This window comes from Rathayibacter sp. AY2B9 (assembly GCF_002931595.1).
GTDB lineage: Bacteria > Actinomycetota > Actinomycetes > Actinomycetales > Microbacteriaceae > Rathayibacter.
In genome coordinates this window covers 33,619-59,383 of sequence record NZ_PSUB01000005.1, presented here as the reverse complement: position 1 = coordinate 59,383, position 25,765 = coordinate 33,619, and the positions used below count along the sequence as shown (strand labels likewise).

Below are 25,765 nucleotides of genomic sequence, written 5' to 3'. Positions count from 1 at the left end.
CCCGGCCCTACTTCTCCGCCTTGGCGGCGGCCTTCGCGGCCTGCTTGGTGGCGCGGACCTTCGTCAGCGACTCCGGAGAGACGATGTCGGCGACCGAGCGGAAGGCGCCCTCCTCTCCGTAGGCGCCCGCGGCCGAGCGCCAGCCCTCCCCCGAGAATCCGCGCTGCTTGCCGAGCAGGGCGAGGAAGATCCGCGCCTTCTGCTCGCCGAAGCCGGGCAGCGCCTTCAGACGCGCGAGGACCGTGCGGCCGTCGGGCTCGTCGCGCGTCCAGACCGCCGCGGCGTCGCCGTCCCAGTCGTCGACCAGAGCGCGGCAGAGGACCTGCACGCGCCCCGCCATGCTCGCCGGGTAGCGGTGGATCGCGGGCGGAGTCCGGCAGAGCTCCGAGAACGCGTCCTCGTCGAAGCCCGCGATCGACGCGGCGTCGAAGGAGGCGCCCTCCGCCTCGAGGCGCTCCTCGATCTTGCGGGGCCCGGAGAAGGCCGTCTCCATCGCGACCTGCTGGTCGAGGAGCATCCCGATCAGCAGCGCCAGCGGGTCGCGGCTGAGCAGCGCGTCGGCATCGGGATCGTCGGTGATGTGCAGGGCGGAGTCGCGGGTCATCCTCCAGGGATACCACGGACGGCCCCGGCGGCGAGCGCGCGGACGGTCCGGTCGACGAGGTCCAGCGCCGCAGCGAGCTCGAGGTCGCCGACATGGCCGTAGCCGAGGACCAGCGCCTCGGTCGCAGCCCGTCCCGACAGGGCGTACTCGTGCAGAGTGGCGACGAGCAGTCCCTCCCGAAGCAGCGCGGCCGCGACGGCGTGCGCGTCCAGAGGCGCGGGCAGGGAGAGGACGACGTGCAGACCCCCGTCGAGTCCGCTCGCGCGCCCCCACGGCACCGACTCCCCGAATGCGTGGACCAGCTCACGGCGGTGGGCGTAGCGCCGTCTCGAGCGCGTGAGATGCCTCCGGAACGCCCCGCTCGCCATGAACTGCGCGAGCGCCGCCTGCGTCGGACCCGAGGCGGAGGCGTCCTTCTCGTCGTCGAGGCCCGCCAGCGCCGCGCGCAGCCAGGACGCCCGCGGAACGGCCAGGTAGGCGATGCGGAGCCACGGCGAGACGGTCTTCGAGAACGACCCGACATGGGCGACTCCGCCGCCGGAGTCGAGCGAGGCGAGCGCGGGCAGCGGGGCGCCGACGTAGCGGAACTCGCTGTCGTAGTCGTCCTCCACCACGAGCAGGGGGCCGGCCGACGCGCGGCGCACCAGCTCCAGGCGCTCGGCGAGGGCGAGCCTGCCGCCGGTCGGGTACTGGTGCGACGGAGTCACGACGACCACGTCCGCGCCGGAGCTCGCGAGAGCGTCGAGGTCGATGCCGTCGCCGCGCACCGGGACGCCGACGACCTCGTGCCCGTCGGCGCGCAGGCGGCGCCGGACGGCCGGGTAGCCGGGGTCCTCGACGGCGACGCGCACCTCGCGTCCGAGCGAGGCCGAGGCGGCGCGGACCAGGAGCGCGACGGCGCCCGCGGTACCGCTGGTCACCACCACGTCCGACGCCTGCACGTCGACTCCGCGGGACCGGCTCAGCTGCTCGGCGATCCGCTCCCGCAGGGCCGGGTCCCCGGAACCCCGAGGAGGCGCCGAGGGCGGCGAGGCGAGCGCCAGGCGCCAGGCGGCCCGCCACTCCGGGGTGTCGAGGGCGCGGGTGTCCGGCCGGCCCGGCCTCAGGTCCGCCGCGGCGGGCGGGACGACGGTCTCCCGGGACTCCGGCCGCGGCTCCTGCGGCGCCGGCGCCAGCAGTCCGTCGGAGGCGACCGTCACCGCTGCGCGCGGGTGGGCGACGAGGTAGCCCTCCCCCACCAGCTGATCCACCGCGGCGACGACGGAGCCCCGCGAGACGCCGAGCCGCTCGGCGAGCACGCGGCTCGACGGGATCGGATCGCCCGCCCGGTAGCGCCCGTCCAGCACCGCCTGGCGCAGCGCCTCGGCGAGCCCGGCGCGGACCGAGCCGCGCGGCGACGGCCCGAGGAGGAGCGGGATCTCCAGATCGCCCGACGCCATCGACCGCTCCGCTCTGGACCACTCCGATCGCGGCCCAGTGGCATCCTGGCAGATCCAGTCGGCGCGGGACGATTCCGACATGGACAGCCTCCCCGTCACCGACCGCACCCGCGTCTCCCGTCTCCGCGACCGCCAGCGCACCGATCCCGCCGAGCTGCACGCCCTGCTCGACGAGGCGCTCGTCGCCCACGTCGCCGTCGTGCGGGACGGCGCCGCGATCGTGCTGCCGATCCTCTTCGCCCGCGACGGCGACTCCCTCCTGCTGCACGGGTCGAGCGGCGGAGGACTGCTGCGGGAGGCGGCGCGGCACTCGCTCCTCACCGCCTCGGTCACGCTGGTCGACGGACTGGTCGTCGCCCGCTCCACCTTCGACAGCTCGATGAACTACCGCTCGGCGATGGTGATCGGCCGGGCCGAGGCGCTGGAGGGCGAGGAGAAGGCGCGGGCCCTCGATCTGCTGGTGGCACGCCTCCTCCCGGGGCGCGACGAGGAGGTGCGAGCGAGCACCGCCCGCGAGATCGCGGCCACGCTGGTGCTGCGCCTCCCCCTGGCCGAGGCGAGCCTGAAGGTGCGCGCGCACGGAGCCGGCGACGAGCCGGAGGCCGGGGTCTGGGCGGGCGTCGTGCCGCTGGTCACCCGCACGCTCGCGCCGGTGCCGGCGGAGGAGGGCGTCGCGGTCCCGGAGTCGGTCCGCCGCTTCAGCGCTGCGGTCGACGGCGCGGTGCCGCCCTGGCGCTGAGCGGACCGGCCGTCGCGGTGCGGTCGGCTACTTGGCGTCCTGACGGGGGAAGACGACCTTCTGCACGACGATGATCACCGAGGCGGCGACCGGGATCGCGACCAGGGCGCCGAGCACGCCCGCGATGGTGCCGCCCGCCACCGCCGCGATCACGACGACCGCGCCGGGGACCGAGACGGCCTTGTTCATGATGCGGGGGCTGAGGAGGTACGCCTCGACCTGCATGTAGACGAGGTAGTAGATCGCGGCGACCAGCGCGGTCAGCGGCGAGGCCAGGAGGCAGGCGAGCGAGATGATCACGGCGCCCGAGAGCGTGCCGACCAGCGGGATCAGGGAGCCGAGGAACGCGACGCAGGCCAGCAGCGCCGGCACCGGGGCGCCGATCGAGAGCAGCAGGATGAACGTGAGCACGCCGTTCACGCCGGCGAGCGAGACCTGGCCGACCACGTAGCGGCCCACGGCGCCGGTGATCTCGTCGCCGACCTCGTGCGCCTTCGCGCGGTGCGAGGCGGGGGCGAAGCGGTAGGCGACGGCCTTCATCGAGCGCAGCGACGCGAGGAAGTACAGCGTCAGGATCAGCACGATGACGGCGCCGGTCACGCCGCTGGCGATCCCGGTCCCGACCGCGATCAGTCCGCCGCCGAGCGAGAGCAGGTTGTTGGGGTTGCCGATGAAGCTCTGGACGCTCTCGATCAGCTCGTCGATGTCGATCACGCCGCGCAGCTGCTGCTCGAGGTCGAGCACCCACTGCTGCGAGGCGATGTCGGTGACGATCTGCGGGGCGCTCGTGACGAACATCGTCAGCTGCTCGACCAGGATCGGGATGATGTAGACCAGCAGGCCGGCGAAGATCAGCACCACCGCGGCGAAGACCGCCGTGATCGCGAGCGGCCTCGGCAGGCGCTTGCTCTCGAGCCAGGAGACCAGCGGATCGAGGCCGAGCGCGAAGAACAGCGCCACGAAGATGTAGGTCAGCACCGTGCCCAGCTGCACGACGAGGCCGCCCAGGACGAGCGCCACCAGCACGCCGAGCGCGCCGAACAGGCCGATGCGGAAGGAGCGGATCGTGAAGACCGGCTTCTCCGGGTCGGCGGAGACCACGATGTCCGGCTCGACCGCGGGCTGGGCGGGTGCCGACCGGCGCCGGCGGGAGCGGGCGAAGGCGCGCGGGGTCATCATGGGACGAGCGTAGCGGGGCGCCGGGAGGCCGCCCGGCGACCGGCCCACCCTTGACGCGGCCGTTCGAGCGGTGCTCCCGCCCGCTCAGCCCTCCGGATCGTGGTCGTCGACCGCGCCGTCGCCCCGGTGCAGAGCGGCGTGCCGCTCCCACTCGGTGAGCAGGTGCTCGATCGCCTCGTGGAAGCGCCGCGTGGCCGCTCCGGGCGACGTGTCGCCGAAGTAGCGGTGCACCCAGCGCTCCAGCCGCTCGACCGACTCCGGATCGTGCTCGGCGCTGTCGATCCGCGCGATGATCGCGGAGGCGTCCTCGGCGTGCAGCCACTCCGCGTCGCCGAGGTAGCCGCTCTCGTCGACCTCGGCCTCGGCGCTGACGGGCCGGGTGACCAGCAGCGGGCGCCCCGTGGCCAGCCGGTCGTAGACCATCGCCGACACGTCGAGGATCGCGAGGTCGGCGGCGGCGAGCTGCCAGCCGAGCTCGGCCCCGGTGTCGTGCACGTGACCGGCGCGCGGATCGGCCGCGTTGGCGGCGGCGATCATCGCGACGATCGCCCGGTCGGCCGCGGCGTAGTCGGAGTCGACCGCGCCGCTGCGGGGATGCGGGCGGTAGACGAGCCGGAACCGCGGGTCGGCCAGGAGCCCGCGCACGAGGGCCGTGCCGTGGCTCCGGATCGAGCCGTAGCCCGCGGCGGGGCGGTCGCCCTCCCAGGTCGGCGCGTAGAGCACCACGCGGCGCTCGTCGGGCGTGAACGGCACGGCGCCGGCGAAGTGGTCCGCCTGAGGACGGCCGATGGCGAGGGTGCGCTTGTCGAAGTCGTAGTCCCAGAGCACACGGCGCAGCCGGGCGAGGGCGGCGTCCCCGGCGATCATGCTGTAGTCGTACGCCTTGAACTGGTTCGTCGTCATGTACATCTTGTCGCTCTCGCCGTGATTGACGAAGACGTGCCAGCGGCGCCCGTAGCGCATCATCTGGAAGTTGCGCGCGTTCTGGTTGACGTAGAGCACGATCCGCAGCGGCTGGCTCGCGATGGTGCTCTCGAGGTCGGCGACGGAGCGGACGTAGGCGACGGGGACCGGGCTCTCGCGCAGCAGCACCTCCGCGGCGCCGGCGTTGCGGCTGAGCAGCACGACCGGGTGCGTCTCCGCCAGCTCGGCCAGCGGCCGGTACCACTGCCGCAGCTGGTACAGGTTGATGTCGCCGTCGGCGAAGTAGACGCCGATCTCGAACCGGCCCTCGGGCAGCGGCCCGCGCTCCGCGAGCAGCCGGGTCACCGCGTGGCGGGCCCGGCGAGCCGCGAGCAGCTCGCCGCCCACCTTGCGCGCGAGTCGCGCGTCGGTGCGGAGGCGGGCGATCAGGGCACGGGGAGCGGGAGTCATCCGCCCCAGGGTACCGGCGACGGCCCCCGCGCCGGGGGCCTCGCACGGTCCGATCAGGCCGGGGTCACCCTCAGCCAGACGAACTGCAGCGGAGCGAGACGGAAGCCCTCGCGCAGGTCGACCGCGATCTCGGTGACCAGGTCGACCGCCTCCGCGGCGAACCCGACGAACCGCTCGGCCGCGACCTCCTGGACCTCGTCCGACACGTTCGCGAGCACGAGCACCGACTCCCCGTCGCCGGGGCGCTGGTAGCCGAGCACGTGGTCGTTGACCGGGTCGAAGACGCTCAGCTCGGTGCCCGCGAACATCGGCACGGCCTTGCGCACGGCGATGAGGTGCAGCAGCCCGCCGAAGACCTCGCTCGCGGCCGTCCCCGGGACCTCGCGCTCGTCGTAGCGCTCCGCGGGGCGGCGGGGACGGTTCACCCAGCGCGAGTCGCCGGCCGTCGTCGGGTCGTCGAGGTAGCCGTGGTCGTTGAGCTGGCCGACCTCGTCGCCGAGGTAGAGCAGCGGCAGCCCGCCGGTGCTCAGGGCGATCGAGTGCGCGAGCAGCACGCGGTCGATCCCGTAGGCGTCGCCCGCCTCCACTCCGGCGAGGGACGCGGTGGTGCCCGAGACGCGGCGGTCGCCGGTGCGCGGATTCTCCTGGAACGGCACTCCGCGGGCGAACGTGCCGTCGAACCGGTCCGTGTAGAAGTCGTTGAGGAACCGGCGGTGGCCGGCCGCGTCGATCCCGAGCTCGGCGGCGTCCTCGTCGGCGAAGGTCCAGCCGATGTCGTCGTGCCCGCGCACGTAGTTGACCCAGGCCGTGCCCTCGGGGAGGGCGTGCCGGCGCTCGAGGGCCTGCGCGAGGAGACGGACGTCGCGGGTGGCGAGCGCCTCCCAGGTGAGCGCCATCTGCAGCGGGTTGTACGAGAGCTGGCACTCCTCGACGTCGATGTACTCGATCACCTCGTCGGGGTGCACGATCGCCTCGGACTTGAACAGCAGCGCCGGAGCGGCCAGGCGGCAGACCTCGTTGAACGCGCGCAGCAGGAGGTGCGCCTGCGGCTGCGACTCGCAGGTGGTGCCGAGCTCCTTCCAGATGAACGCGACCGCGTCCATCCGCAGGGCGTCGACGCCCTGATTGGCGAGGAAGAGCATCTCTCCCGCCATCGCCCGGAACACCTCGGGGTTGGAGTAGTTGAGGTCCCACTGGTAGCGGTGGAACGTGGCCCAGACCCAGCGGCCGTCCTCCAGCTGCACGAAGGAGCCGGGATGGTCGTCCGGGAAGATCTCGCGCGTCGTGCGCTCGAAGGCGTCGGGCTGCTCCCGGTCCGGGTAGATCCAGTAGTAGTCCTCGAACCGCGGCTCGCCGGCCAGCGCGCGCTGCGCCCACTCGTGCTCGTTCGAGGTGTGGTTGAAGACGAAGTCGACCACGAGTGCGATGCCCTGCTCGCGCAGCTCGGAGGCCAGCCCGCGGAGCTGCTCCATGTCGCCGAGGTCCGGTCGCACGCGCCGGTAGCTCGAGACCGCGTAGCCCCCGTCCGACTCGCCCTCGGGCGCATCGAAGAGCGGCATCAGGTGCAGGTAGTTCAGGCCGATCTCGCGGAGGTACGGGATCTCGGCGCGCAGCCCCTCGAGGTCGCCCGCGTAGCGGTCGACGTAGCAGACCCCGCCCAGAGCCTTGTTCGAGAGGAACCAGGTCGGGTGCTGCTCGCGGGCGCGGTCGAGCGCGCGGAGCTCCTCGGGCCGCTCCTCCCAGGAGGCGGCGGCGAGCTCGACGATCGCGACCAGCTGGTCCTCGAGGTCCTCGCGGCCGGCGTACACCGTGGCGAGCAGATCGACCAGGCGCGGGAGGTGCTCGTCGAGGCGGCCGGAGAACTCGTCGTCGACGGCGCCGAGGCGCTCGCGAACCGCCAAGAGGAGGTCCGGTCCGGCAGGGGTCGTCTCCGCCTCGGCGCGCTCGGGCGGGGAGAGCTGGGTCGAATCGAACACCGTCGTCCTTTCGGGGGCCCCGGCGGGGGCGGATTCCCCGATGCTAGACGATCGGCGGACGCCCGGCGAACGCCATCCGGAGCACCGTGCGGGCCGAGAGGACGCGCCGGCCGCCCGGATCCGAGCGCCATCCCTCCCGCCAGCCGGCGAACCAGGCGCGCAGGGCGGCCGGGTCGCGACGCCAGCGGAGGCACTGGATCGCGGTCCAGGACGCCACGTAGACGAGCGCCAGAGGTGCGGCGAGGTTGCGGCGGGCGAGCCAGACGCGGTTGCGCGCGTTCAGCCGGTAGTAGTCGGCGTGACGGGTCGGCTGGATGACCGGGTGCTGGGCGACGAGCTCTCCCGCGTACCAGGCGGTGCGACCCGTGTCCCAGACCCGCCAGGCCAGCTCGATGCCCTCGTGGGCGTAGAAGAACGGAGCCGCCCAGCCGCCCGTCCGGGCGAACACGTCGCGCCGCAGCACGACCGCTCCCTCCCAGACCGAGAAGACGGGGCCGGAGCGGCGGGGGTCGCCCTTGAGGATCCGCGGGATCCAGCGCCGCGGGCTCGGCGTGCCGTCCGTGCTGTCGACGCGGGGCTGCACCAGGCCGATGCGGCGGTTCGAGGCGAGCAGCGCGATCGCGTCGACGAGGAAGCGGGGGGACGGGATCCGGGCGTCGTCGTCGAGGAAGAAGAGGTACTCCCCCGCGACGGCGTCGACTCCGGCGTTCCGGCCCGCCGGGATGCCGAGGTTCTCGGGCAGCGCCAGGGCGCGCACTCCCTCGGGCAGGCCGTCCGGCTCCCAGCCGTTGCCGACGCAGACGACGTCCAGCTCGACGCCCTCCTGCGCGAAGACGCCGGCCAGCCCCGCGGCGAGGTCGTCGGGCCGGGTCCCCTGCGTCAGGACGACGACGCCGACCCGCGGCTCAGGAGCGGACACGCTTGGACGCCATGATCGCGACGAAGTGGCCGACCAGGGCGAGGAGGGCGAGCGGCAGCAGCGCCCCGACGAGGACCCGGTCGGCCGTGCCCGCTCCGACGACGAGGCCCACGAGGGCGGTCGCGAAGGCCAGCATCGTCAGCTCGACGGAGTGGTAGAGGCGGTGGAAGGGCAGGAAGCGGGCCGCGCGGCGAAGCCCCGCCAGCCCGGACGAGGACGGCACCGCCTCGCCCTTCGTGTCGGCCAGCTTCGTGAGACCGGCGTTCGCGCGCGCCACGTGCACCATGTCGTTGAGCGCCTTGTTGAGGACGATCACCAGGGCCAGGGCGAAGCCGATCGTGGTCCAGAGGAAGTCCGCCGGCGCCTCGAACGGGACGCCCGCCGCTCGCAGCCCGAGCGCGATCGGGATCAGCGCCTCGGTCGTGTAGTGCCCGACCTTGTCGAGGAACACGCCCGCGGGCGAGGACGTGCGGCGCCAGCGCGCGACCTCGCCGTCGCAGCAGTCCACCAGCATCTGCAGCTGGCCGAGGAGCAGCGCCAGCGCCGCTCCGGCGATCCCCGGGATCAGGAGGGCTGCCGCCGCGCTCCAGCCGACCAGGATCATCAGCCCGGTGACGCCGTTCGCCGAGATCGAGGTCTTCAGCAGCAGCCAGGTCAGGTAGGGCGAGAAGCGGCGCAGGTAGAGCGACGCCGTCCAGTGCTCGGCGTTGCGGCGCCCGCGCACCTCCGGCGGCTGCGCGACGGCGCGCAGCTCGGCGATGGAGCGGGGTCTCGTCGTCGTGGTCATGCGCCCCTCGGCGAGTCGGACCGCGGCTGGTGGCGGTGGGCGGAGATGTTGCTGGTCAGCCCGGTGAAGCCGAGCACGAAGCCGGTCCCCCAGGCCACGTGGACCGCCGGGATGACCACGGCGAACCACAGCATCGCACGCGCGCCGTCCGGCCGCGCGACCACGAGAGTGGCCGCCGCCACCAGGAGGAGGTAGGCGGCGGGCACCGCGAACCCGAGCAGGAGCCAGGGCGCGGCTCCGGCGAGCACCTGGACGACTCCCGCCAGCCCGACGAGCAGCCCGATCGCGAGCATCGCGACGAGCACGGGCGGAGCGAAGTAGCGCAGCGACCGCGAGGCCGGGAACATCCGGGTGAGCTCGCCCCGCCACATCCCGGTCGAGAGGAACTGCCGGAGCAGCGCGCGCATCGAGGGCCGCGGCCGGTAGGTGACGGTGAGGCGCGGAGTGAACCAGACGACCTCGCCGCGCTCGCGCAGCCGCCGGTTCAGCTCCCAGTCCTGCCCGCGCTTGAAGCGCTCGTCGAACAGGCCGGCGCGCTCGAGGGCGGAGCGGCGGAAGACGCCGAGGTACACCGTGTCGGCCGGGCCCTCCTCGCCTCCCACGTGGTGGGGCGTGCCGCCCAGCCCGATGCGGGAGCCGTAGGCCCGGGCGACCGCGCGCTGGAACGGGGTGAGGCCCTCCGCCGCCATCACTCCGCCGACGTTCGCCGCTCCGGAGCGCTGCAGCGCCTCGACCGCCGTGCGCGCGTACTCGGGCGGCAGAACGGAGTGCGCGTCGACCCGGACGACGACCGGGTGGCGCGAGGCGCGGATCGCGGCGTTGAGGCCCGCAGGAGTGGAGCCGACCTCGTTCGGCACGACGCGGATCCGCGGGTCGGCCGCGCTCAGCTCGGCGACGAGCTGCTCCGTGCCGTCGATGCTCGGGGCGACGGCGAGGACGACGTCGAAGGGGCCGGTGTAGTCCTGGTGCAGCAGCGAGTCGACCGCGGCGCGCACGTGGGCGACCTCGTTGAGGACGGGCATGACGTAGGAGACGCCGGGCAGGTCGGAGAGGTCGTCTTCCGGGATCTCGTGCTGCATGGGTCCAGTTCGTGCGGGAGGAGCGCGGGCGCAGGGATCCACCACCCTACCAGCGGGGAGCGCCGCGCCCCGGGCCGGGCCCGGACGCGGAACAGCCCCGCGGGGACGGATCCTCGAGGGGCTGTGCGCGGCGGCGGAGCACAGCCCCCCGGGGACGGATCCTCGAGGGGCTGTGCACGGTGGCGGAGCACAGCCCCCCGGGGACGGATCCTCGAGGGGCTGTGCGCGGCGGCGGAGGGTCAGCCGGCGGCCATCTGGCCGAGCGTCGCCTTCGCCTGGTAGCTCTGGCCGTTGCGGACGTAGGTCAGCTCGACCGCGGCGTTCGCGGCCTGCGCGCGGACCTGCGCGGTGAGGTCGGACGCGCTCGTGATCGGAGTGCTGTCGATCGCGGTGATGATGTCGCCCTTGGCGAGACCGGCCGCCTGCGCGGCACCGCCTCCGGAGACCTCCTCGATGCGGGCGCCGAGGACGTCCGCGGTCGAGTCGGAGACGCTCGCGCCGAGCAGGCCGTGCGAGGCGGAGCCGTTCGCGATGATCTCCTTCGCGATGCGCTCGGCGATCGCGCTGGGGATCGCGAATCCGACTCCGATGTTGCCGGACTGGCCGCTCGAGGAGGACTGGCCGGCGCTCGCGATCGCGACGTTCACGCCGATCAGCTCGCCGTCGCTGTCGAGCAGCGCGCCGCCGGAGTTGCCCGGGTTGATCGCCGCGTCGGTCTGGATGACGGGCAGCGAGATGGTGCTCTTCGCCTGGGTCGGCGCCTGCTGGCCCGGGATGTCGAAGTTGAACGGGCTCTCGGTGCCGCCGCTCGAGCTGTCGCCCGAGTCGTCCGGAGCCGCCGAGGAGGCGACCTGGATGCTGCGGTTGAGCGCGCTGACGATGCCGTCGGTCACGGTGCCGGAGAGGCCGAGCGGGGCGCCGATGGCGACCGCCGTGTCGCCGACGTTGATCTTGGTGGAATCCGCGAACGTCATCGGGCTGAGGTCGGTCGCGCCGGTCAGCTTGATGACGGCGAGGTCGAGGGTCGGGTCGGTGCCGACGACGGTCGCGTCGAAGATCCGGCCGTCGCTGGTCGTGACCGAGACGGTGCCGTTCGCGATCTCGCCGTCGAGGGTGACCACGTGGGTGTTGGTCAGGACGTAGCCGTCCTTCGAGAGCACGATGCCGGAGCCGGTGCCGGCGGACGAGCTGCCGCTCACCGCGATGGTGACGACGCTCGGAGTGGCCTTGGCGGCGACCGCGGTGGCGGTCGTCGCGTCCTCGGCGTTGTTGACCGTGATCGTCTGCGAGCCGCCGGCGGAGACCACGCGGGTCCCGCCGCCGTTGGAGGCGGACCAGAGGCCGAACACGCCGGCTCCCGCGACTCCGCCCACGACCGCGCCGATGGCGAGCGCCGCGACGACGCCCACTCCGGCTCGGCGCTTCGTGGCGGTGGGGGCGGGGGTGTACTCGGCGCCCGGGCCGAAGGGGCTCGAGGAGGGCGGCTCCTCGGAGCCGTGCAGGGTGTTCGCGGCGGGCGGCGCGTACTGCCCGTAGCGGGCGGGCTGGGAGACGGGCTGCGCCTCGTTGCCGGCCGTCGCGTTCGGCGTGTACGGCGGCTGGGGGGCCGAGGAGGAGGGGTAGGGGACGGTCGGGTTCTCGCTCTCGCGGTGCGCTCCGCCCCGGTGGATCGGCTCGGTGGGCCCGGTGGTCGAGGACGACGCTCCGGAGCTCTCGCCGGGGGTGCGCTCGGTCGCCTCTCGGGCGCCGGACTCCGTCGGCGTGGTGGGTTCCTCCGGCTGACGAGGACCCTCGTGACTCTCGGTCATGGGTGCTGCTCCTTCCAAGCGGGGATAGCTTGGCGATCGTACCTGGGGGTTTCTTATGACGGGCCTGCGAGCGGGAAATGAAACCGGCCGGGCTGCTCGAGCGGGCACACTGGGCACGTGAGCATTCCCGGATCCTGGTCCCGCGCCGCGGCGGGCGCCGGCCTCCTCGGCCCCGGCGGCGATGTCGCCGCCACCGTCTTTAGCGAGATGAGCGCGCTCGCCCTGCGTACCGGAGCGGTAAACCTCGGCCAGGGCTTCCCGGACGAGGACGGCCCGCGCGAGATCCTCGACGCCGCGCGCGACGCCATCGCGTCCGGGCTCAACCAGTACCCGCCGGGTCCCGGCTTCCCCGTCCTGCGCGAGGCGATCGCCGCGCACCGGCTGCGCTTCTCCGGGATCGCCCTCGACCCCGACGGCGAGGTCCTCGTCACCACGGGCGCCACCGAGGCCCTGGCCGCGGCTCTGCTGGGCCTGCTCGAGCCGGGCGACGAGGTCGTCACCTTCACGCCCCACTACGACGCCTACGGAGCCCTGATCGCCCTCGCCGGAGGGGTGCACCGCACCGTGCTCCTGCGCGGCCCCTCCTTCGCGGTCGACCACGACGAGCTGACCGCCGCGGTGAGCGACCGCACGCGCGTCATCCTGGTGAACGACCCGCACAACCCGACCGGTGCCGTCCTCCCGGCCGAGACCCGCGAGCTGATCGTGCGGCTCGCCGAGCGGCACGACGCCGTGATCCTGACGGACGAGGTCTACGAGCACCTGCGCTTCGACACCCCGCACGTCCCGCTGGCCTCCCTTCCCGGAGCCTTCGAGCGGACGCTGTCCGTCTCCTCGGCGGGCAAGACCTTCAGCACCACGGGCTGGAAGATCGGCTGGGTGACGGGCCCGCGCGAGCTGATCACGGCCGTCCTCGCCGTGAAGCAGTTCCTCACCTACGTCAGCGGCTCGCCGTTCCAGGGGGCCGTCGCCCTCGGGCTCGGGCTCCCGGACGCCTTCTTCACCGGCGCGGCGCAGACTCTTGCGGCCAAGAAGGACCTGCTGTCGGCGGGCCTGGCTGCTGCGGGCTTCGGCGTCGCGCCCTCCTCGGGCGGCTACTTCGTCGTCGCGGACGCGGCACCGCTCGGCTACGACGACGGGGTCGCGCTCTGCCGGGCGCTCCCGGATCTCGCGGGAGTGGTGGCGGTGCCCGTGTCGGCGTTCTGCCGCCCCGAGGACGCCGCTCCCTACCGCTCGCTCGTCCGCTTCGCCTTCTGCAAGCGGTTCGAGGTGCTGGAGACCGCGGTCGCGGGCCTCGCCCGCATGGCGCGCTGAGGAGCCGGCCTCAACGGATTCGGTCGGCTGCCCGGCGCCGTCGGGCCGGGGGCGGCGGTCAGAGCGGCAGCACCCGGAAGCGCCGCAGCGCCAGAGCGGGGTTCTTCGCGCGCGCCGCGTCGATCCGCTCGCGCGAGACCCAGGCGACGGCGACATCCTCGACCTCGCCGAGGGTGACGGTCTCGACGCCCATCGGATCGACGATCATGCTCGTGCCGACCCCGGTCGGCGGGGTCTGGTCGGCTGCGACGAGGTACACCGTGTTCTCGAGCGCGCGGGCGGTGACCAGCGTCCGCCAGTGCGCCTCCTTGAGCGGGCCGCGCACCCACTCGGCCGGTGCCGCGATGACGTCGACCCCGGCGTCGACCAGCCAGCGGCTGACCTCCGGGAAGCGCAGGTCGTAGCAGGTTTGCAGCCCGACGACGAGGCCGCCGACCTCGAACGTCTCGGGTGCGGCGATCTCCCCCGCGGCGACCCACTCCGACTCGGTCTGGCCGAAGGCGTCGTACAGGTGCAGCTTGCGGTAGCGGGCCACGAGCGCGCCCTCGGGGTCGAGCGCGACGAGCGTGTTCGCGATGCGGCGCCCGTCCACCGCCTCGACCATGCCCGCCACGAGGTGGATCCGGAGCTCGCGCGCGAGCGCCGCGAGAGCCGTGACGAACGGGCCGTCGAGCGCCTCGCCCGCCGCGACCAGCTCGGGCCCGAGCGGATCGGTGAAGGCGGAGCTGTACTCCGGCAGCACCACCAGGCTCGCGCCGCGCTCGGCGGCGATCCGGGCCAGGCGCCCGATCGTCGCGATGTTCGCCTCCCGGTCCGTCGAGGGGGCGAACTGCGCCACGGCCATGCCGACGGCGCCGGTCATCAGCTCGGCGGGTAGAGGAAGAGGGCGACCTGGGAGGCCGGGATGGTGCGCTTGTGGTACGCGTGGTCGTTGCCCCAGTTGTACTCCTCGAGCGAGACCGTGCCGTCGGAGTTGACGGCCTGCACGTACGCGACGTGGTTGCCGGTGAACCAGGCGACCGCGCCGGGGACGGGCGTGCTGCTGGTCACCCAGCCGTGGGAGGCCCACTGGCCGGCCCACGCGTAGGCGCTGCCCCCGCCCGGGGTCATGTTGCCCCAGGTCCACTTGAAGGGTGCGCTCGTCGAGCCCTGGTCGCGGTTGATCCGCCAGGCGACGAAGTCGACGCACTCGCGGTAGTAGTACCGCAGCGGCGAGAGGCCGCCGCCCTGGTCGTCGGTGAGCTGGTCGCGCCAGGGGTAGTCGTCGCCCTCCTCGCGGGGCGTGACCGAGGTGCTGGTGCCGCCGCTGCCCGCGGCGGCGCCGTCCGCGCCGGTCGTGCCTGCCGCGGCCTGCGCCTCCTGGGCGAGGCGGGCGGTCTCGGCGTCGCGGGCGGCCTGCTCGGCAGCGGCGAGCGCGCGCGCCTGGGCGGCCGCCTCGTCGAGCTGGGCCTGGGTCGGTGCGGTGAAGGAGTCGCGGATGACCTGCTCCTGGACCGCGGTCGCCGCGACGGTGAGCTTCTGGTTGCCGAGCGCCTGCACGCGGGCGGCGGCCTCGACGGCGGCCTGCGAATCGGGTGCCGGGTCGAAGGAGTAGGCGGGGAGCGCGGAGACCGCCACAAGGCCCGCGATGGCGGCGAGGGCGACCGTGCTGACGGTCGCGCGGAAGACACGGCCCCGGCGGCGCCGCACGGGGCGGACGGGCGTGAGGACCGGAGTGGCGACGCGTGCCGCGGGCAGCGCGTGCGGCGCCTGCCGCAGGCTCCGCCGGGTCGGGCGGCCGCCGAGCCCCTCGTTCGAGCCGTCGTCTCCGCGTTCGTCCCTCACAGCAGCACCCCTCGCATCGGGGTCGAGCCTAACGTGCGGGCCGGTCCGGCACACGCGTCGGCGCGGAGCGTCGGGAGGCCGGTCCGCGGATGCGGGTCGCGCGAGACCGGCTCGCGGTCGGCGGCGCCGCGGGCGGATCCGACGGTGACGCGGACGGGCGACCGGAGTAGCGTCCGGAGCGGAGCGGGCGCGACGGTGCGGCCGCGGGACGGAGGACGGCGATGATCCGGAGCGAGAGGGCCTTCAGCGGCTTCAGCGTGGACGACGTGGAGGCGGCGCGGGCCTTCTACGGCGGAGTGCTCGGGCTCGAGGTCGAGCTGAACGCGAAGGGGATCCTCGACATCCGGCTGCCGGGCGGAGGCCGCGCGATCGCGTACCCGAAGCCGGACCACGAGCCGGCGTCGTTCACGATCCTGAACTTCTCGGTGGAGGACGTCGACGCGGCGGTCGCCGAGCTGCACGCGGCAGGCGTCACCACGGCGATCTACGACGACCCGTCGCTGCCGACCGATGCGGACGGAGTGATGCGCGGCCACGGGCCGACGATCTGCTGGTTCCGCGATCCGGCGGGCAACGTGCTGAGCGTGATCGAGGGCGACTGAGGTCTCGGCCCGCGCACTGTCAGCCGCGGGAAGCACGTCCGCGACCCGTGTTAACGACGAAAGCCAGCCCTTCTCAGGACCGGCTTTCGCTTTCTTGTTGCGGGGGCAGGATTTGAACCTACGACCTCTGGGTTATGAGCCCAGCGAGCTACCGAACTGCTCCACCCCGCGGCACAAGAAGAGACATTACACGCGTTCCGGCGCCGATGCAAATCGACGCGGCGGTGGGAGCGGGCTCCGGTCTCAGGCGGGCTTGGCGGCGCGCAGCACGACGCTCTCGTCCACGCTCAGCCCGACCGCCGTCAGGGCGGCTGCGAGCTCGGACGAGGTGCGCGACCAGGTGCGGACGTCGGCGCCGACGGGAGCGGACGACGACGGGGCGACGAGCACCGCTCCGCCGGGGGCGACGAACCACTCCACCAGCCGCGCCCACTCCTCCAGGTCGGGGAGCCACGAGACGACGCCGGCGCTGCAGAGCACGACGTCGAACGAGTCGGGCTCCGGCAGCATGTGCCGCAGCTCGTAGAGGTTCGCGCAGACGAAGCGGGCGGAGCCGGCGAGGTCCCTGTCCGCGGCGGCGGCGCGTGCTCGGCGCACCGCGGGCATCGAGAAGTCGACGCCCACCACGCGGGCGCCGCGCTCGGCGAGCTCGAGCGCGTCGAGCCCGTCGCCCGAGCCGAGCTGGAGGATCCTCGGCCCGGGGCCGAGGAGCGCCGCGGTGACGAGCTCCGGGTGGAGCGCACCCTCGCCGGTGCGCTCCTCCCAGTACGTGCGGTTCAGCTCGAGCCACTCCCCCGAGTGGAGGTGCTCGCCGCGGTCGACCTGCACCATGCGGGCTACTGGCCGCCCTCGGCCTGCAGCGCCCGCGAGAGCGCCTCGGTCAGCTGCTCGTCCGCCGCCGCGAAGGCGGTGAGGTCGCCCGCCTTGAGGGCGTTCTCGCGAGCCGTGAGTGCGTCCCGCGCGTCGTTCAGCGCCTGCTGCAGCGCCGTCTGGTCGCCCGTGGCCGGCGTGGAGCCGGTGCCGCCGGTCGTGCCGCCCGCGTCGCCTCCGGTGTCGCCGCCCGAGGTGCCGGTGCCGGCGTCCGGAGTCGTCGGCGTGCCGGTGTCGCCCGCGTCGGCTCCCGAGTCGCCGCCGAAGAGGCTGTCGAGGGCCGCGTCGAGGGTGTCCTCGAAGGCGATGTCGTCACCGAACGCGACCAGCACCTTCTGCAGGAGCGGGAAGCTCGTGTCTCCGTTGGAGCGCACGTAGATCGGCTGGACGTAGAGCAGGCCGCCGCCGACCGGCAGCGTGAGCAGGTTGCCCCTCGTGACGGTGGTGTCGCCGCGGGAGAGGATGTTCAACTCGTTCGCGACCGTCGGGTCGGTGGTGAACGCGTTCTGCACCTGGCCGGGGCCGGGCACCGTGTCGTCCTTCGGCAGCTCGAGCAGGCGGAGCGTGCCGTAGCCGTCGGCCACGGAGCCCGCCGTCGAGCCGGCGTCGGAGTCGGCCACGAGGTAGCCGGTCAGCACGTTGCGGCTGGCCTGCGCGCCCTGGACGCTCGCCGGGATGTACGTCGAGTAGAGCGAGTACGACGGCACGTCCTGATCCGGCGTCTGCAGCGTCAGGTAGTACGGAGGCTGCAGGCTGGTGCCGGTCGCGGCGGCCGTGGTCGCGGCTCCGCTCGTCGGGTCGTTCGGCGTCGCCCAGGCGTCCTCGCGGGAGTAGAAGGAGCCCGCGTCGGTGACGTGGTAGGTGCCGAGGACCGCGCGCTGGACCTTGAAGAGGTCCTCCGGGTACCGGACGTGGCTGAGCAGCTCGCCCGACATGTCGCTCACGGGCTTCACCGTGGTCGGGAAGATCTTCTGCCAGGTCTGCAGGATCGGGTCCTCGGTGTCCCACGCGTACAGCGTGACGCTGCCGTCGTACGCGTCGACGGTCGCCTTCACCGAGTTGCGGATGTAGTTGACGTCGTCGGTCGGGAACTGCTGCTGCGTGTTCGTGTCGGCGATCGCCTGCGAGAGGCTCTGCACCTCCGAGTACGGGTAGTCGGCCGAGGTGGTGTACCCGTCGACGACCCACTTCACGCGGCCGTCGACGACGGTCGGGTAGGCATCGGAGTCGAGCTTGAGGTACGGCGCGACCTTCTGGACGCGCTGCACGGGATCGCGGTCGTAGAGGATCTGCGAGTCGTCGTTCACGCCGTCCGAGAGGAAGATCTGCTCGGACTGGAACTTGATCGCGTAGACGAGCTTCTTGAAGACGTTGTCGAGAGCGGGGCCGCCCTCGCCGTCGAAGGTCGTGTAGGTCTGCTGCGCGCCGTCGGTGCCCGAGGGGTAGTCGAGCTCGATGTCGCGCGAGTCGTTGCCGCCCACGATCGAGTACGGCGGGGAGTTCTCGCCGAAGTAGATCCGCGGCTCGTAGTCGCCGAGGTCGCCCGTCGTCGGGACGCCGGACTCGATGAACACCGGCTCGCCGTCGGCCGATCGCTGGTTGCCGTACGCGGCGACCAGGCCGTAGCCGTGGGTGTAGACCAGCGTCTGGTTGTACCAGGTCTGGTTGGTGCCGAGGCCGTTGAGGTTCAGCTCGCGGACGCCGACCACGGCGTCCTGCGTCGATCCGTCGATGGAGTAGCGGTCGACGTCGAGCGCGTTCTGCGTGTCGCCGAACTTGTAGTACTGGCGGAACTGCTGCAGCTGCGAGAACGCGTCGGTGACGACGGCGGGGTCGAGGATGCGGATGTTCGCGGTGGTCTCGGCGTCCGAGCGCAGGGCGCCCGGCTCCGCGTCGGTGGTCGCGTCGTAGGGGATGACGTCGACGTCGCTGACGCCGTAGGCCTGGCGCGTCATGTCGATGTTGTTCTGGATGAAGGGCTGCTCGAGCGTGCGCTCGTTGGGCTCGACCTGGAACTTCTGCACGATCCACGGGTAGAGGGAGCCGACGAGCAGGCTCGACACGATCAGCAGCGCGGTGCCGATGACCGGGAAGCGCCAGCGGCCGATGAAGGCGGTGACGACGAAGAGGATCGCGACCAGCGCCGCGATGCCGGCCAGGATCTGCAGGCCCGGGATCGTCGCGTTGACGGTGGAGTAGGTGGCGCCGGTGATGCGGGGCCCCTGCTGCGCGAGCGTCGCGTACTGGTCGAGCCAGAGGCTGACCGCCTGCACGGCGAGGTAGAGGGCGGCGATGACCGCCAGCTGGATGCGCGAGGCCTTCGAGATGCGGATCTCGCGGCCGTTCACCCGGATCGCTCCGTAGAGGTAGCCGGTGGCGAGGGTCGCGAACGCCGAGATCAGCAGGACCGCCGACGCGAAGCCGACGATGCTCTGGTAGAAGGGCAGCTCGAAGAGGTAGAACGACGTGTCGAGGCCGAACTGCGGATCCGTGGTGCCCGAGGGCGTGCGGTTCCAGAAGGTGAGGCTCGTCTGCCAGCGGGTGGCGGAGGAGACGCCGGCGAAGAGGCCGAGCACCGCGGGGATCCCGAAGGTGGCCAGGCGCCGCAGCGGCTCCACGACCTGCTGGTAGCGGTCGATCTGCGAGTTGAGCTTCGCGTAGACCGGCCGGAGGCGGTAAGCCAGCATCAGGCTGATGAACACCGGCACCGCCATGGCGACGAAGCCGATGACGAAGAGACCGCCCGCCGCCGCCCACTGCGTCGTGAGCACGGAGAGGAAGCCGAGCTGGTCGTACCAGAGGATGTCGGTGTACAGACCGGCGAAGACGAAGAACGCCACCACCAGGACGGCCACCACCACGACAGTGACGGCGAGGACGCTCCGTCTCTTCCGCGGCGGGGTTTCGGTTGCTGTGGAACTCACGTGAGGGCCTCTTGCTGTCGAGATGTGAGGGGAGGCCACCCATGCTATGCGACGGCTGTCCGGCTCACCTGGGCGTCGACCCGGGGTCGGCGGGCGGGATCAGTCGAGGGGAGCGGCGGTGCTGCAGTCCGGCAGCCCGGAGGTGTCGCCCGCGGCGATGCCCTTCAGTGCGGCGAGGGCGTCGTCGAGGGTCGAGACCGCGAGCACGTCGAGCCCGTCGGGGACGTGGCCGACGACCTCGTTGCAGTTGGTCGCGGGGGCGAGGAAGTACTCGGCTCCGGCGCCCTCCGCCCCGTAGAGCTTCTGGCGTATCCCGCCGATGGCGCCGACCTCGCCGGCCGCGTCGATCGTGCCGGTCCCGGCGACGCTCCGCCCCCCGTTGAGCTCGCCCTCGGTGAGCTTGTCGATGATCCCGAGGGCGAACATCATGCCCGCGCTCGGCCCGCCCACGTCGTCCAGCTGGATGTCGACCTCGAACGGGAAGTCGAAGGCCGCTCCGGGGAGGACGCCGATGACGGCGGCGCCGTTCGAGTCGCGCGGCGTGACCTCCACCTCCTGCCGGACGCCCTCGCGCTCGATGCTGACCTGCACCGGGGAGCCGGTGCCGAGGGTCTGCAGGGTCGCGCGCAGGGCGGTCGCGTCGGCGACAGGGGTGCCCGCGACCGCGAGGATCTCGTCCCCCGCCTCCAGGACGCCCTCGGCCGGGGAGCCCTCGGGCACCTGCACGACCGAGACGCGCTGCTCGACGGGGTAGCCGAGCTCGGTGAGCGCGGCGGCGATCGCCTCCTGCTGGGAGTCGGTCATCTCGGCCTGGTTCGCCTCGTCGCGCTCCTCGACCGTGGAGGAGGGAGGGAAGATCGCGTCGACCGGGACGACCGCCTTGGTCCTGTCGAACCAGGCGCTCGCGACCTCGACCCAGGTGGGCAGGCTCTGCGGGTTGCCGACGACCGACACGGTGAGCATGTCGAGCGTGCCGGCCGTGGGATAGGTGGTGCGGTCCGGGATCGAGATGAGGGGCACGTCCTTGCTGCTGCCCAGGGTGTCGAACACGGGGCCGGGCTGCTCGATCACGTAGGGGGCGGGCGCGACGCCCAGACCGACCACGACGGCGACACCCGAGAGGAGGACGACCGGTCCGACCCACGGGCGGCGCGGGGAGGAGGAGGGGCGCGGGTCGTCGGAGAACAGCGACACGGGGGCCTTTCTGGCAACGGGTGGAGCGGCTCCGCCGGGATGTTCGCGGCGGGCGGAAGCGGGCTGGGCCCGAGCGGTGCTCTGCACGCCGAGGCCCCGGGCGCTCGGGCTAACGTAGCTTGCACGACTGGGAGTCGCGCCGGAACCGGCGCCCTGTGCAGGGCCGCGGAGTCGGTGCGGCGACCGGATTCACGTGAGCGACGGAGGGCTGATCCCGATGGCCGATGGCGACAGTGCGGACCGAGCGGGCGGCGGCTCCGAGGACGAGTTCCGGGAGATGCTGCGGCAGTTCCTCTCGGGGAACGGCCCGGTCGACCCCTCGCAGCTCGCCGGAGCGGCGGGACTGCCGAACGACCCGGTGGCCCTGCAGAACCTGCTCTCGCAGCTGCAGAGCGCGATGCAGCAGAACGGCGACGGCGGCGTCAACTGGACGCTCTCGCTCGAGCAGGCGAAGCAGCTCGCGCGCGCCGAGTCCGCGCCGGTGTCCGACTCCGTGCGGGCTCCGATCGACGCGGCCTTCGGCGTCGCCGCGCTCTGGCTCGACGAGGTCGCGTACGTCTCCGAGCTGAGCCGCACGCCGCGCTCGATCAGCCGCCTCGAGTGGATCTCCCTGACGATGCCGGTCTGGACCCAGCTCGCCGAGCCGGTGGCGCTGAGCATCTCGGACGCGCTGACCCGCGTGCTCCGCGAGCAGGCCCCGGAGGAGATGCAGGCGATGATCGCCGGTGCCGAGGGCATGATGCGCGGGATCGGCGGCACCCTGTTCGCCCTGCAGCTGGGCCAGGTCGTCGGGCAGCTCGCCGCCGAGGTCGTCTCGGGCGGCGACATCGGCATCCCGCTGCTGGAGGAGAACGACGCGGCGATCCTGCCGCAGAACGTCGCCGCGTTCGGCGAGGGCCTCGACATCCCGCTGGACCAGGTGCAGCTGTACCTGGCGGTCCGCGAGCTCGCGCACGCCCGCCTCTTCCGGCACGGCAAGTGGCTCCGTCTCGCCCTCATCTCGCAGATCACCGACTTCGCGCGCGGGATCAGCATCGACACCACCCGCCTCGAGGAGCTGGCCGAGGGCTTCGACCCGTCGAACCCCGAGGAGCTCCGCGACGCGATGACCTCCGGCGCGCTCATCCCGCCGAAGACGGAGGAGCAGCTCGCCGCGCACGGCCGCCTCGAGACCGTCCTCGCCCTCATCGAGGGGTGGGTCGACGTCGTCACCGCGGCGGCGACCACTCGCCTGCCCAGCGCCGGGGCGATCGCCGAGACGGTCCGCCGCCGCCGCGCCTCCGGCGGACCGGCCGAGTCCGCCTTCGCGACCCTCGTCGGCCTGGAGCTGCGCCCGCGCCGCCTCCGCGAGGCCGCCGCGATGTGGCAGGCCGTGACCGACGCCGTCGGGCCCGAGGCCCGCGACTCCCTCTGGTCGCACCCCGACCTGCTCCCCGGCTCGGAGGACCTGGACGACCCGAGCGCGCTCGTCGCCCGGCTCACGGCCGAGGCCCGCGGCGAGACCCCGGAGCCCGACGAGATGGACCGCGCGCTGGAGGACCTGCTGAACGGCACGATGCCGCGCGAGGGCGACGGCGCCTCCGGAGACGCTCCGGACACGACCGACGACGCCGGCTCGCCGGACGACGACGACCGCGGCTCCTCCCCCACGGGCGACCGCCCCGTCTGACCCCCCCCGTCCGGCGCCCGCCTGTGGACAACTCGCGCGGCGCCGGGCCGGTCTCGGCCATGATCGCCGGATGGTGCTCCGGCTCGATCCCCGACTCCCCCTGCTCTGGCGCTCCGCGACCGCGGTGCAGCTCGGCCTCGACCGGCCGCACGCGGTCCTGGACGGCGTCGGCTACCCGGAGGAGCTGCTGCTCGACGCCCTCCGCGTGGGCACCAGCGCCGGCACCGTCCGCCTGATCGCGGCGCGCGCCGGAGCGAGCGAGGCGCGTGTCGACGAGGTGCTCGAGGCGCTCCGGCCGGTCCTGCTGCGCAGCGTCGAGCCCGGCCCTCCCCCGGCACCGCGGGTCGTCGTCGAGGGGACGGGCGCGGCACCGGACGCACTGCGCACGCTGCTCCGGAGCGAGGGCTGCTCGTTGCTCGCCGACGACGGGACGCCGGACCTCGCCGTGCTGATCGCCGACTTCGCGGTCGCCCCCGCCCGCGCCGCGCACTGGCTCGCTGCCGATGTGCCGCACCTGGCGGTGGTGTTCGGCGACGAATCGGTGCGCCTCGGACCCCTTGTCGAGCCGGGGTCCGGACCGTGCCTGCACTGCGCCGAGCGGGACCGGATGGACCTCGACCCGGATCGCGCGCGCCTCGTGATCCAGGTGCTCGGCCGCACGGCCCCCACCCGCACGCCGCTCGCGAGCGCCGCGATCGCCGTGGCGGCCGCCGACGCCGTGCTGCGGCGGCTGCTCGCGGGCTGGCGAGGGCTCCGCGGGGCCGAGCGGGTCTACAGCGACGCCTCCGGAGCGTTCACCGTGCGGGAGCGGGAGCCGCACCCCGAGTGCGCGTGCCGAGCTCTTCGAGGAAGCGCGACGGCTCCCTCCGCGTGACGCGGCCGACCGTCGAGCGCGCCCACGAGAGGCGCAGGCGCCGGCGGGCCCGGGTGATGCCGACGTAGAGGAGGCGCCGCTCCTCGTCGATCGCCTCGAGGCCGGCGGCGTACGAGATCGGCAGCAGTCCCTCGGCGAGCCCCATCAGGTGCACCGACTCCCACTCGAGGCCCTTCGCCGAGTGCAGCGTGGCGAGGGTGACCGCGCCGCGGTCCGGCTCGTGGTGCACCTGCTGGCGTGCGATCAGGTCGTCGGTGAACTGGCGGAAGGTCCATCCGGCAGGGGCCTCGTCGACGAGGCGGGCCAGCGTGTCCAGCGACTCCCACCGGTCGCGCACCGCACCGGGCGCCGACGGGGGCTCGGCGCTCCAGCCGAGCGAGCGGAGGACGTCGCTCACCGACTTGAACAGCGGCTCGCCGCTGATCGACACGGACGCCGCGCGCAGCTGCATCACGGCCTGCTTGACCTCGGGGAGGTCGAAGAAGCGCTTGCCGCCGCGCATGTGCGCGCTCACTCCCCGCTCGTGCAGGGCGTGCTCGATGACCGCCGACTGGCTGTTGGTGCGGAAGAGGACCGCGATGTCGGAGGGGCGCACCCCCGCCTCGATGTCGGCCGCGACCCGCGCCGCGATCCCGCGCGCCTCCGCGATGTCGTCCGGGTAGGCGTCGATCGCGGGCTCCGGCGCCTCGGCGGCGGCGACGGCGTGGAGCGAGAGGGCGCCGGGCCTGCCCCGCATGAGGCGGTTCGCGGTCTGCACGATCGGCACGGCCGAGCGGTAGTTCTCCTCCAGGCGCACCATGGTGGCGGACGGCCAGCGGGACGGGAAGTCGAGGAGGTAGTCGGCCCGCGCACCCGCGAAGGAGTAGATGGTCTGGCTGGCGTCGCCGACGACGCAGAGGTCGCTCCGGTCGCCGAGCCAGAGCTCCAGGAGCCGCTGCTGCAGCGGCGAGACGTCCTGGTACTCGTCGACGACGAAGAAGCGGTACTGCTCGCGCACCTGCATCGCCATCGCGGGCTCGGACTCGAGCATCCCGGCGGTCACGAGCAGGACGTCCTCGAAGTCGATCTGGCGGCGCTGGTCCTTCAGCCCCTCGTACTCGTCCACGAGCGCGACCGTCTGCTCCAGGGTGAGCCGTCCGGGCAGGGGGCGCGTGCGGGCGGCGACGGCGTACTGCTCGAGCGAGAGGGCGGACACCTTCCGCCACTCGATCTCGGCCGAGAGGTCGCGGAGCGTCGCCGTGTCGAGCTTCAGGCGGAGCCGCTCGGCCGCGTGCCCGAGCAGGCGCGCCTTGCCGTCGAGCAGCTGGGGCATCGTGCCCCCCACCAGCTGCGGCCAGAAGTAGCCGAGCTGCGAGAGGGCGGCGGCGTGGAAGGTGCGGGCCTGGACGCCGCCGGCGCCGAGCACCCGCAGGCGCGAGCGCAGCTCGGCCGCGGCGCGGCTGGTGAAGGTCAGGGCCATGACGCGGCCGGGCGTGTAGACGCCGGTCGCCACTCCGTGCGCGATGCGGTGCGTGATCGTCCGGGTCTTGCCGGTGCCCGCTCCCGCGAGGACGCAGACCGGCCCCAGCAGCGCCTCCGCAGCCTCGCGCTGCCCTTCGTCGAGTCCGTCGAGCAGGGTCACGCGATCGGGCCGTTCTCCAGCTCGCCTCCGTACCAGTCCTCGATCATCGCGCGGGCGATGGACGAGCGGCCGGGCAGCAGCACGGACTCGAGCGAGTCGTGCAGCTGCTGCCGGGTGAACCAGCGCAGCTCGACGATCTCCTCGCCGTCCGGGAGCAGATCCTCCGGGGACTGGTCCTCGGCGAGGCGGGCGGTGAAGCCGACCATGAGGGAGGCGGGGAAGGGCCAGGGCTGCGAGCCGAGGTACTGCGGGTCGACGACGCGCATGCCCGACTCCTCGCCGATCTCGCGGATCACGGCGGCCTCGAGCGACTCGCCCGGCTCGACGAAGCCGGCGAGCAGGGAGAAGCGGCCGGTGCCCCACATCGCGTTCGAGCCGAGGAGGAGGCGGTCGTCCGCGTCGAGGACGCAGACGATGATCGCCGGATCCGTGCGCGGGAAGACCTGGCTGCCGTCGGTGGGCGAGCGGCGGACCCAGCCGCCCTGCTCGACGACGGTCGGGTCGCCGTTGCGGGGCGAGTAGCCGTGCGAGGCGTGCCAGTTCGCGATGGCGAGAGCCTCGGTGAACAGGCCCGCGTCGCGGTCGCTCAGGCGCTCGGCGATCGGGCGCAGGCCGCTCCACCGCTCCTCGTCGGGCTCGAGTTCGGCGGCGGCCGCGTCGGTGAGGACGGTCGCGATGACGGGGGTTCCGACCGGCTCGCCGGGGGCCTCGGCGAGCGTGCGGCCGAGGTAGATCCGGAGGGTGCCGGCGGTCACGTCCTCGGGGCGGCGCAGGAGGAGGCGGTCGGCCTCGACCAGGGTCCGGTCGTGGTGCAGGACGAGCACGCGGGTGGCGGGATCGGCGAGCAGCTCGTCGAAGAGCGCGGGCCGCGAGCGTCCGACGCCGTCGCGGTCGGCCGCCTGTCGCGAGAGCGGGAGGCGATCGGCGAAGGGCAGTGACATCCGGGGCTCATTTCGTGACGGGGGCCGC

Annotated in this window: 21 protein-coding genes and 1 tRNA gene; 5 read left to right on the top strand and 17 right to left on the bottom strand. The window is 73.3% G+C overall.

From position 1 onward, the window contains the following. Positions 1 to 7: 7 nt before the first annotated feature. Together C5C25_RS06565 and C5C25_RS06560 are read right to left on the bottom strand one after the other, a co-directional pair. The gene (locus tag C5C25_RS06565; RefSeq protein WP_104223574.1) at positions 8 to 604 is read right to left on the bottom strand and encodes an HhH-GPD-type base excision DNA repair protein; all 597 of its coding nucleotides are present in this window, start codon (positions 602 to 604) and stop codon (positions 8 to 10) included. Further along, positions 601 to 2,043 (bottom strand): PLP-dependent aminotransferase family protein, encoded by a 1,443-nt coding sequence (locus tag C5C25_RS06560; protein ID WP_181132753.1) that lies wholly within the window; start codon positions 2,041 to 2,043, stop codon positions 601 to 603. Before C5C25_RS06560 ends, C5C25_RS06565 begins: the two co-directional genes overlap by 4 nt. A gap of 79 nt (positions 2,044 to 2,122) precedes the next feature. On the opposite strand from C5C25_RS06560, the gene C5C25_RS06555 reads away from it, so the two are divergent. Beyond that, positions 2,123 to 2,782, top strand: coding sequence for a pyridoxamine 5'-phosphate oxidase family protein (locus tag C5C25_RS06555; RefSeq protein WP_104226958.1), 660 nt, complete (start codon positions 2,123 to 2,125; stop codon positions 2,780 to 2,782). A 27-nt stretch (positions 2,783 to 2,809) separates the two neighbouring features. Here C5C25_RS06555 and C5C25_RS06550 read toward each other — a convergent pair whose 3' ends face one another. The 7 genes from C5C25_RS06550 to C5C25_RS06520 form a co-directional block, all read right to left on the bottom strand. Then, positions 2,810 to 3,961, bottom strand: coding sequence for an AI-2E family transporter (locus tag C5C25_RS06550; RefSeq protein ID WP_244229611.1), 1,152 nt, complete (start codon positions 3,959 to 3,961; stop codon positions 2,810 to 2,812). An 84-nt stretch (positions 3,962 to 4,045) separates the two neighbouring features. Beyond that, complete coding sequence (locus tag C5C25_RS06545) at positions 4,046 to 5,335, bottom strand: hypothetical protein (RefSeq protein WP_258069355.1); 1,290 nt, start codon at positions 5,333 to 5,335, stop codon at positions 4,046 to 4,048. Positions 5,336 to 5,388: 53 nt separating this feature from the next. Next, positions 5,389 to 7,236 (bottom strand): amylosucrase, encoded by a 1,848-nt coding sequence (locus C5C25_RS06540; protein ID WP_104250198.1) that lies wholly within the window; start codon positions 7,234 to 7,236, stop codon positions 5,389 to 5,391. A 118-nt stretch (positions 7,237 to 7,354) separates the two neighbouring features. Continuing rightward, positions 7,355 to 8,230 (bottom strand): glycosyltransferase family 2 protein, encoded by an 876-nt coding sequence (locus tag C5C25_RS06535; protein WP_104250127.1) that lies wholly within the window; start codon positions 8,228 to 8,230, stop codon positions 7,355 to 7,357. Continuing rightward, on the bottom strand, positions 8,217 to 9,017 hold the full coding sequence (locus C5C25_RS06530) for a CDP-alcohol phosphatidyltransferase family protein (RefSeq protein ID WP_104223579.1): 801 nt from the start codon (positions 9,015 to 9,017) through the stop codon (positions 8,217 to 8,219). The genes C5C25_RS06535 and C5C25_RS06530 overlap by 14 nt, the downstream gene beginning before the upstream one ends. Next, positions 9,014 to 10,096 carry a glycosyltransferase family 2 protein gene (locus tag C5C25_RS06525; RefSeq protein ID WP_181133653.1) on the bottom strand — a complete coding sequence of 361 codons (1,083 nt, stop codon included), beginning with the start codon at positions 10,094 to 10,096 and terminating at the stop codon, positions 9,014 to 9,016. Before C5C25_RS06525 ends, C5C25_RS06530 begins: the two co-directional genes overlap by 4 nt. A gap of 239 nt (positions 10,097 to 10,335) precedes the next feature. Then, complete coding sequence (locus C5C25_RS06520) at positions 10,336 to 11,904, bottom strand: S1C family serine protease (RefSeq protein ID WP_104250126.1); 1,569 nt, start codon at positions 11,902 to 11,904, stop codon at positions 10,336 to 10,338. Positions 11,905 to 12,021: 117 nt separating this feature from the next. Here C5C25_RS06520 and C5C25_RS06515 point away from each other — a divergent pair, with 117 nt between their 5' ends. After that, positions 12,022 to 13,218 (top strand): aminotransferase class I/II-fold pyridoxal phosphate-dependent enzyme, encoded by a 1,197-nt coding sequence (locus C5C25_RS06515; protein WP_104250125.1) that lies wholly within the window; start codon positions 12,022 to 12,024, stop codon positions 13,216 to 13,218. A 58-nt stretch (positions 13,219 to 13,276) separates the two neighbouring features. Here the strand turns inward: C5C25_RS06515 and C5C25_RS06510 are convergent, their stop codons facing one another. Further along, on the bottom strand, positions 13,277 to 14,080 hold the full coding sequence (locus C5C25_RS06510) for a carbon-nitrogen hydrolase family protein (RefSeq protein WP_104250124.1): 804 nt from the start codon (positions 14,078 to 14,080) through the stop codon (positions 13,277 to 13,279). Next, complete coding sequence (locus C5C25_RS06505; protein ID WP_104250123.1) at positions 14,080 to 15,042, bottom strand: CHAP domain-containing protein; 963 nt, start codon at positions 15,040 to 15,042, stop codon at positions 14,080 to 14,082. Before C5C25_RS06505 ends, C5C25_RS06510 begins: the two co-directional genes overlap by 1 nt. Before the next feature lie 221 nt (positions 15,043 to 15,263). Here C5C25_RS06505 and C5C25_RS06500 point away from each other — a divergent pair, with 221 nt between their 5' ends. Continuing rightward, positions 15,264 to 15,644 carry a VOC family protein gene (locus tag C5C25_RS06500; protein WP_104250122.1) on the top strand — a complete coding sequence of 127 codons (381 nt, stop codon included), beginning with the start codon at positions 15,264 to 15,266 and terminating at the stop codon, positions 15,642 to 15,644. 97 nt (positions 15,645 to 15,741) lie between these two features. Here C5C25_RS06500 and C5C25_RS06495 read toward each other — a convergent pair. The 4 genes from C5C25_RS06495 to C5C25_RS06480 all read right to left on the bottom strand — a co-directional run bounded on the left by C5C25_RS06495 (position 15,742) and on the right by C5C25_RS06480 (position 20,632). Next, positions 15,742 to 15,815: transfer RNA gene (locus tag C5C25_RS06495), tRNA-Met, on the bottom strand. 72 nt (positions 15,816 to 15,887) lie between these two features. Beyond that, a complete protein-coding gene (locus tag C5C25_RS06490) occupies positions 15,888 to 16,475 on the bottom strand; it encodes a bifunctional 2-polyprenyl-6-hydroxyphenol methylase/3-demethylubiquinol 3-O-methyltransferase UbiG (protein WP_104250121.1) in 588 nt (195 codons plus the stop codon). Positions 16,476 to 16,480: 5 nt separating this feature from the next. Further along, positions 16,481 to 19,438, bottom strand: a complete 2,958-nt coding sequence (locus C5C25_RS06485; RefSeq protein ID WP_181027225.1) for a UPF0182 family protein — start codon at positions 19,436 to 19,438, stop codon at positions 16,481 to 16,483. A gap of 99 nt (positions 19,439 to 19,537) precedes the next feature. Further along, positions 19,538 to 20,632, bottom strand: a complete 1,095-nt coding sequence (locus C5C25_RS06480; protein WP_104233183.1) for a PDZ domain-containing protein — start codon at positions 20,630 to 20,632, stop codon at positions 19,538 to 19,540. A gap of 217 nt (positions 20,633 to 20,849) precedes the next feature. Between C5C25_RS06480 and C5C25_RS06475 the strand changes: the two genes are divergently transcribed. Both C5C25_RS06475 and C5C25_RS06470 read left to right on the top strand, forming a co-directional pair. Further along, positions 20,850 to 22,301, top strand: a complete 1,452-nt coding sequence (locus C5C25_RS06475; protein WP_104238192.1) for a zinc-dependent metalloprotease — start codon at positions 20,850 to 20,852, stop codon at positions 22,299 to 22,301. A gap of 70 nt (positions 22,302 to 22,371) precedes the next feature. Beyond that, positions 22,372 to 23,175, top strand: coding sequence for a hypothetical protein (locus C5C25_RS06470; protein WP_104250120.1), 804 nt, complete (start codon positions 22,372 to 22,374; stop codon positions 23,173 to 23,175). On the opposite strand, the gene C5C25_RS06465 is transcribed toward C5C25_RS06470, so the two are convergent. Beyond that, positions 23,096 to 24,796 carry an ATP-dependent helicase gene (locus C5C25_RS06465; protein ID WP_104250119.1) on the bottom strand — a complete coding sequence of 567 codons (1,701 nt, stop codon included), beginning with the start codon at positions 24,794 to 24,796 and terminating at the stop codon, positions 23,096 to 23,098. The two genes, C5C25_RS06470 and C5C25_RS06465, sit on opposite strands and share 80 nt — an antisense overlap. Continuing rightward, on the bottom strand, positions 24,793 to 25,737 hold the full coding sequence (nudC, locus tag C5C25_RS06460; protein WP_104233180.1) for an NAD(+) diphosphatase: 945 nt from the start codon (positions 25,735 to 25,737) through the stop codon (positions 24,793 to 24,795). Before nudC ends, C5C25_RS06465 begins: the two co-directional genes overlap by 4 nt. Positions 25,738 to 25,765: the final 28 nt, after the last annotated feature.

What these genes read in the sequence shown, in the direction of transcription:
- C5C25_RS06565 (WP_104223574.1), bottom strand. Translation starts at nt 604, where the DNA reads ATGACCCGCGACTCCGCCCTGCACATCACCGACGATCCCGATGCCGAC.
- C5C25_RS06560 (WP_181132753.1), bottom strand. Translation starts at nt 2,043, where the DNA reads ATGGCGTCGGGCGATCTGGAGATCCCGCTCCTCCTCGGGCCGTCGCCG.
- C5C25_RS06555 (WP_104226958.1), top strand. Translation starts at nt 2,123, where the DNA reads ATGGACAGCCTCCCCGTCACCGACCGCACCCGCGTCTCCCGTCTCCGC.
- C5C25_RS06550 (WP_244229611.1), bottom strand. Translation starts at nt 3,961, where the DNA reads ATGATGACCCCGCGCGCCTTCGCCCGCTCCCGCCGGCGCCGGTCGGCA.
- C5C25_RS06545 (WP_258069355.1), bottom strand. Translation starts at nt 5,335, where the DNA reads ATGACTCCCGCTCCCCGTGCCCTGATCGCCCGCCTCCGCACCGACGCG.
- C5C25_RS06530 (WP_104223579.1), bottom strand. Translation starts at nt 9,017, where the DNA reads ATGACCACGACGACGAGACCCCGCTCCATCGCCGAGCTGCGCGCCGTC.
- C5C25_RS06525 (WP_181133653.1), bottom strand. Translation starts at nt 10,096, where the DNA reads ATGCAGCACGAGATCCCGGAAGACGACCTCTCCGACCTGCCCGGCGTC.
- C5C25_RS06520 (WP_104250126.1), bottom strand. Translation starts at nt 11,904, where the DNA reads ATGACCGAGAGTCACGAGGGTCCTCGTCAGCCGGAGGAACCCACCACG.
- C5C25_RS06510 (WP_104250124.1), bottom strand. Translation starts at nt 14,080, where the DNA reads ATGACCGGCGCCGTCGGCATGGCCGTGGCGCAGTTCGCCCCCTCGACG.
- C5C25_RS06500 (WP_104250122.1), top strand. Translation starts at nt 15,264, where the DNA reads ATGATCCGGAGCGAGAGGGCCTTCAGCGGCTTCAGCGTGGACGACGTG.
- C5C25_RS06490 (WP_104250121.1), bottom strand. Translation starts at nt 16,475, where the DNA reads ATGGTGCAGGTCGACCGCGGCGAGCACCTCCACTCGGGGGAGTGGCTC.
- C5C25_RS06475 (WP_104238192.1), top strand. Translation starts at nt 20,850, where the DNA reads ATGGCCGATGGCGACAGTGCGGACCGAGCGGGCGGCGGCTCCGAGGAC.
- C5C25_RS06470 (WP_104250120.1), top strand. Translation starts at nt 22,372, where the DNA reads ATGGTGCTCCGGCTCGATCCCCGACTCCCCCTGCTCTGGCGCTCCGCG.
- nudC (WP_104233180.1), bottom strand. Translation starts at nt 25,737, where the DNA reads ATGTCACTGCCCTTCGCCGATCGCCTCCCGCTCTCGCGACAGGCGGCC.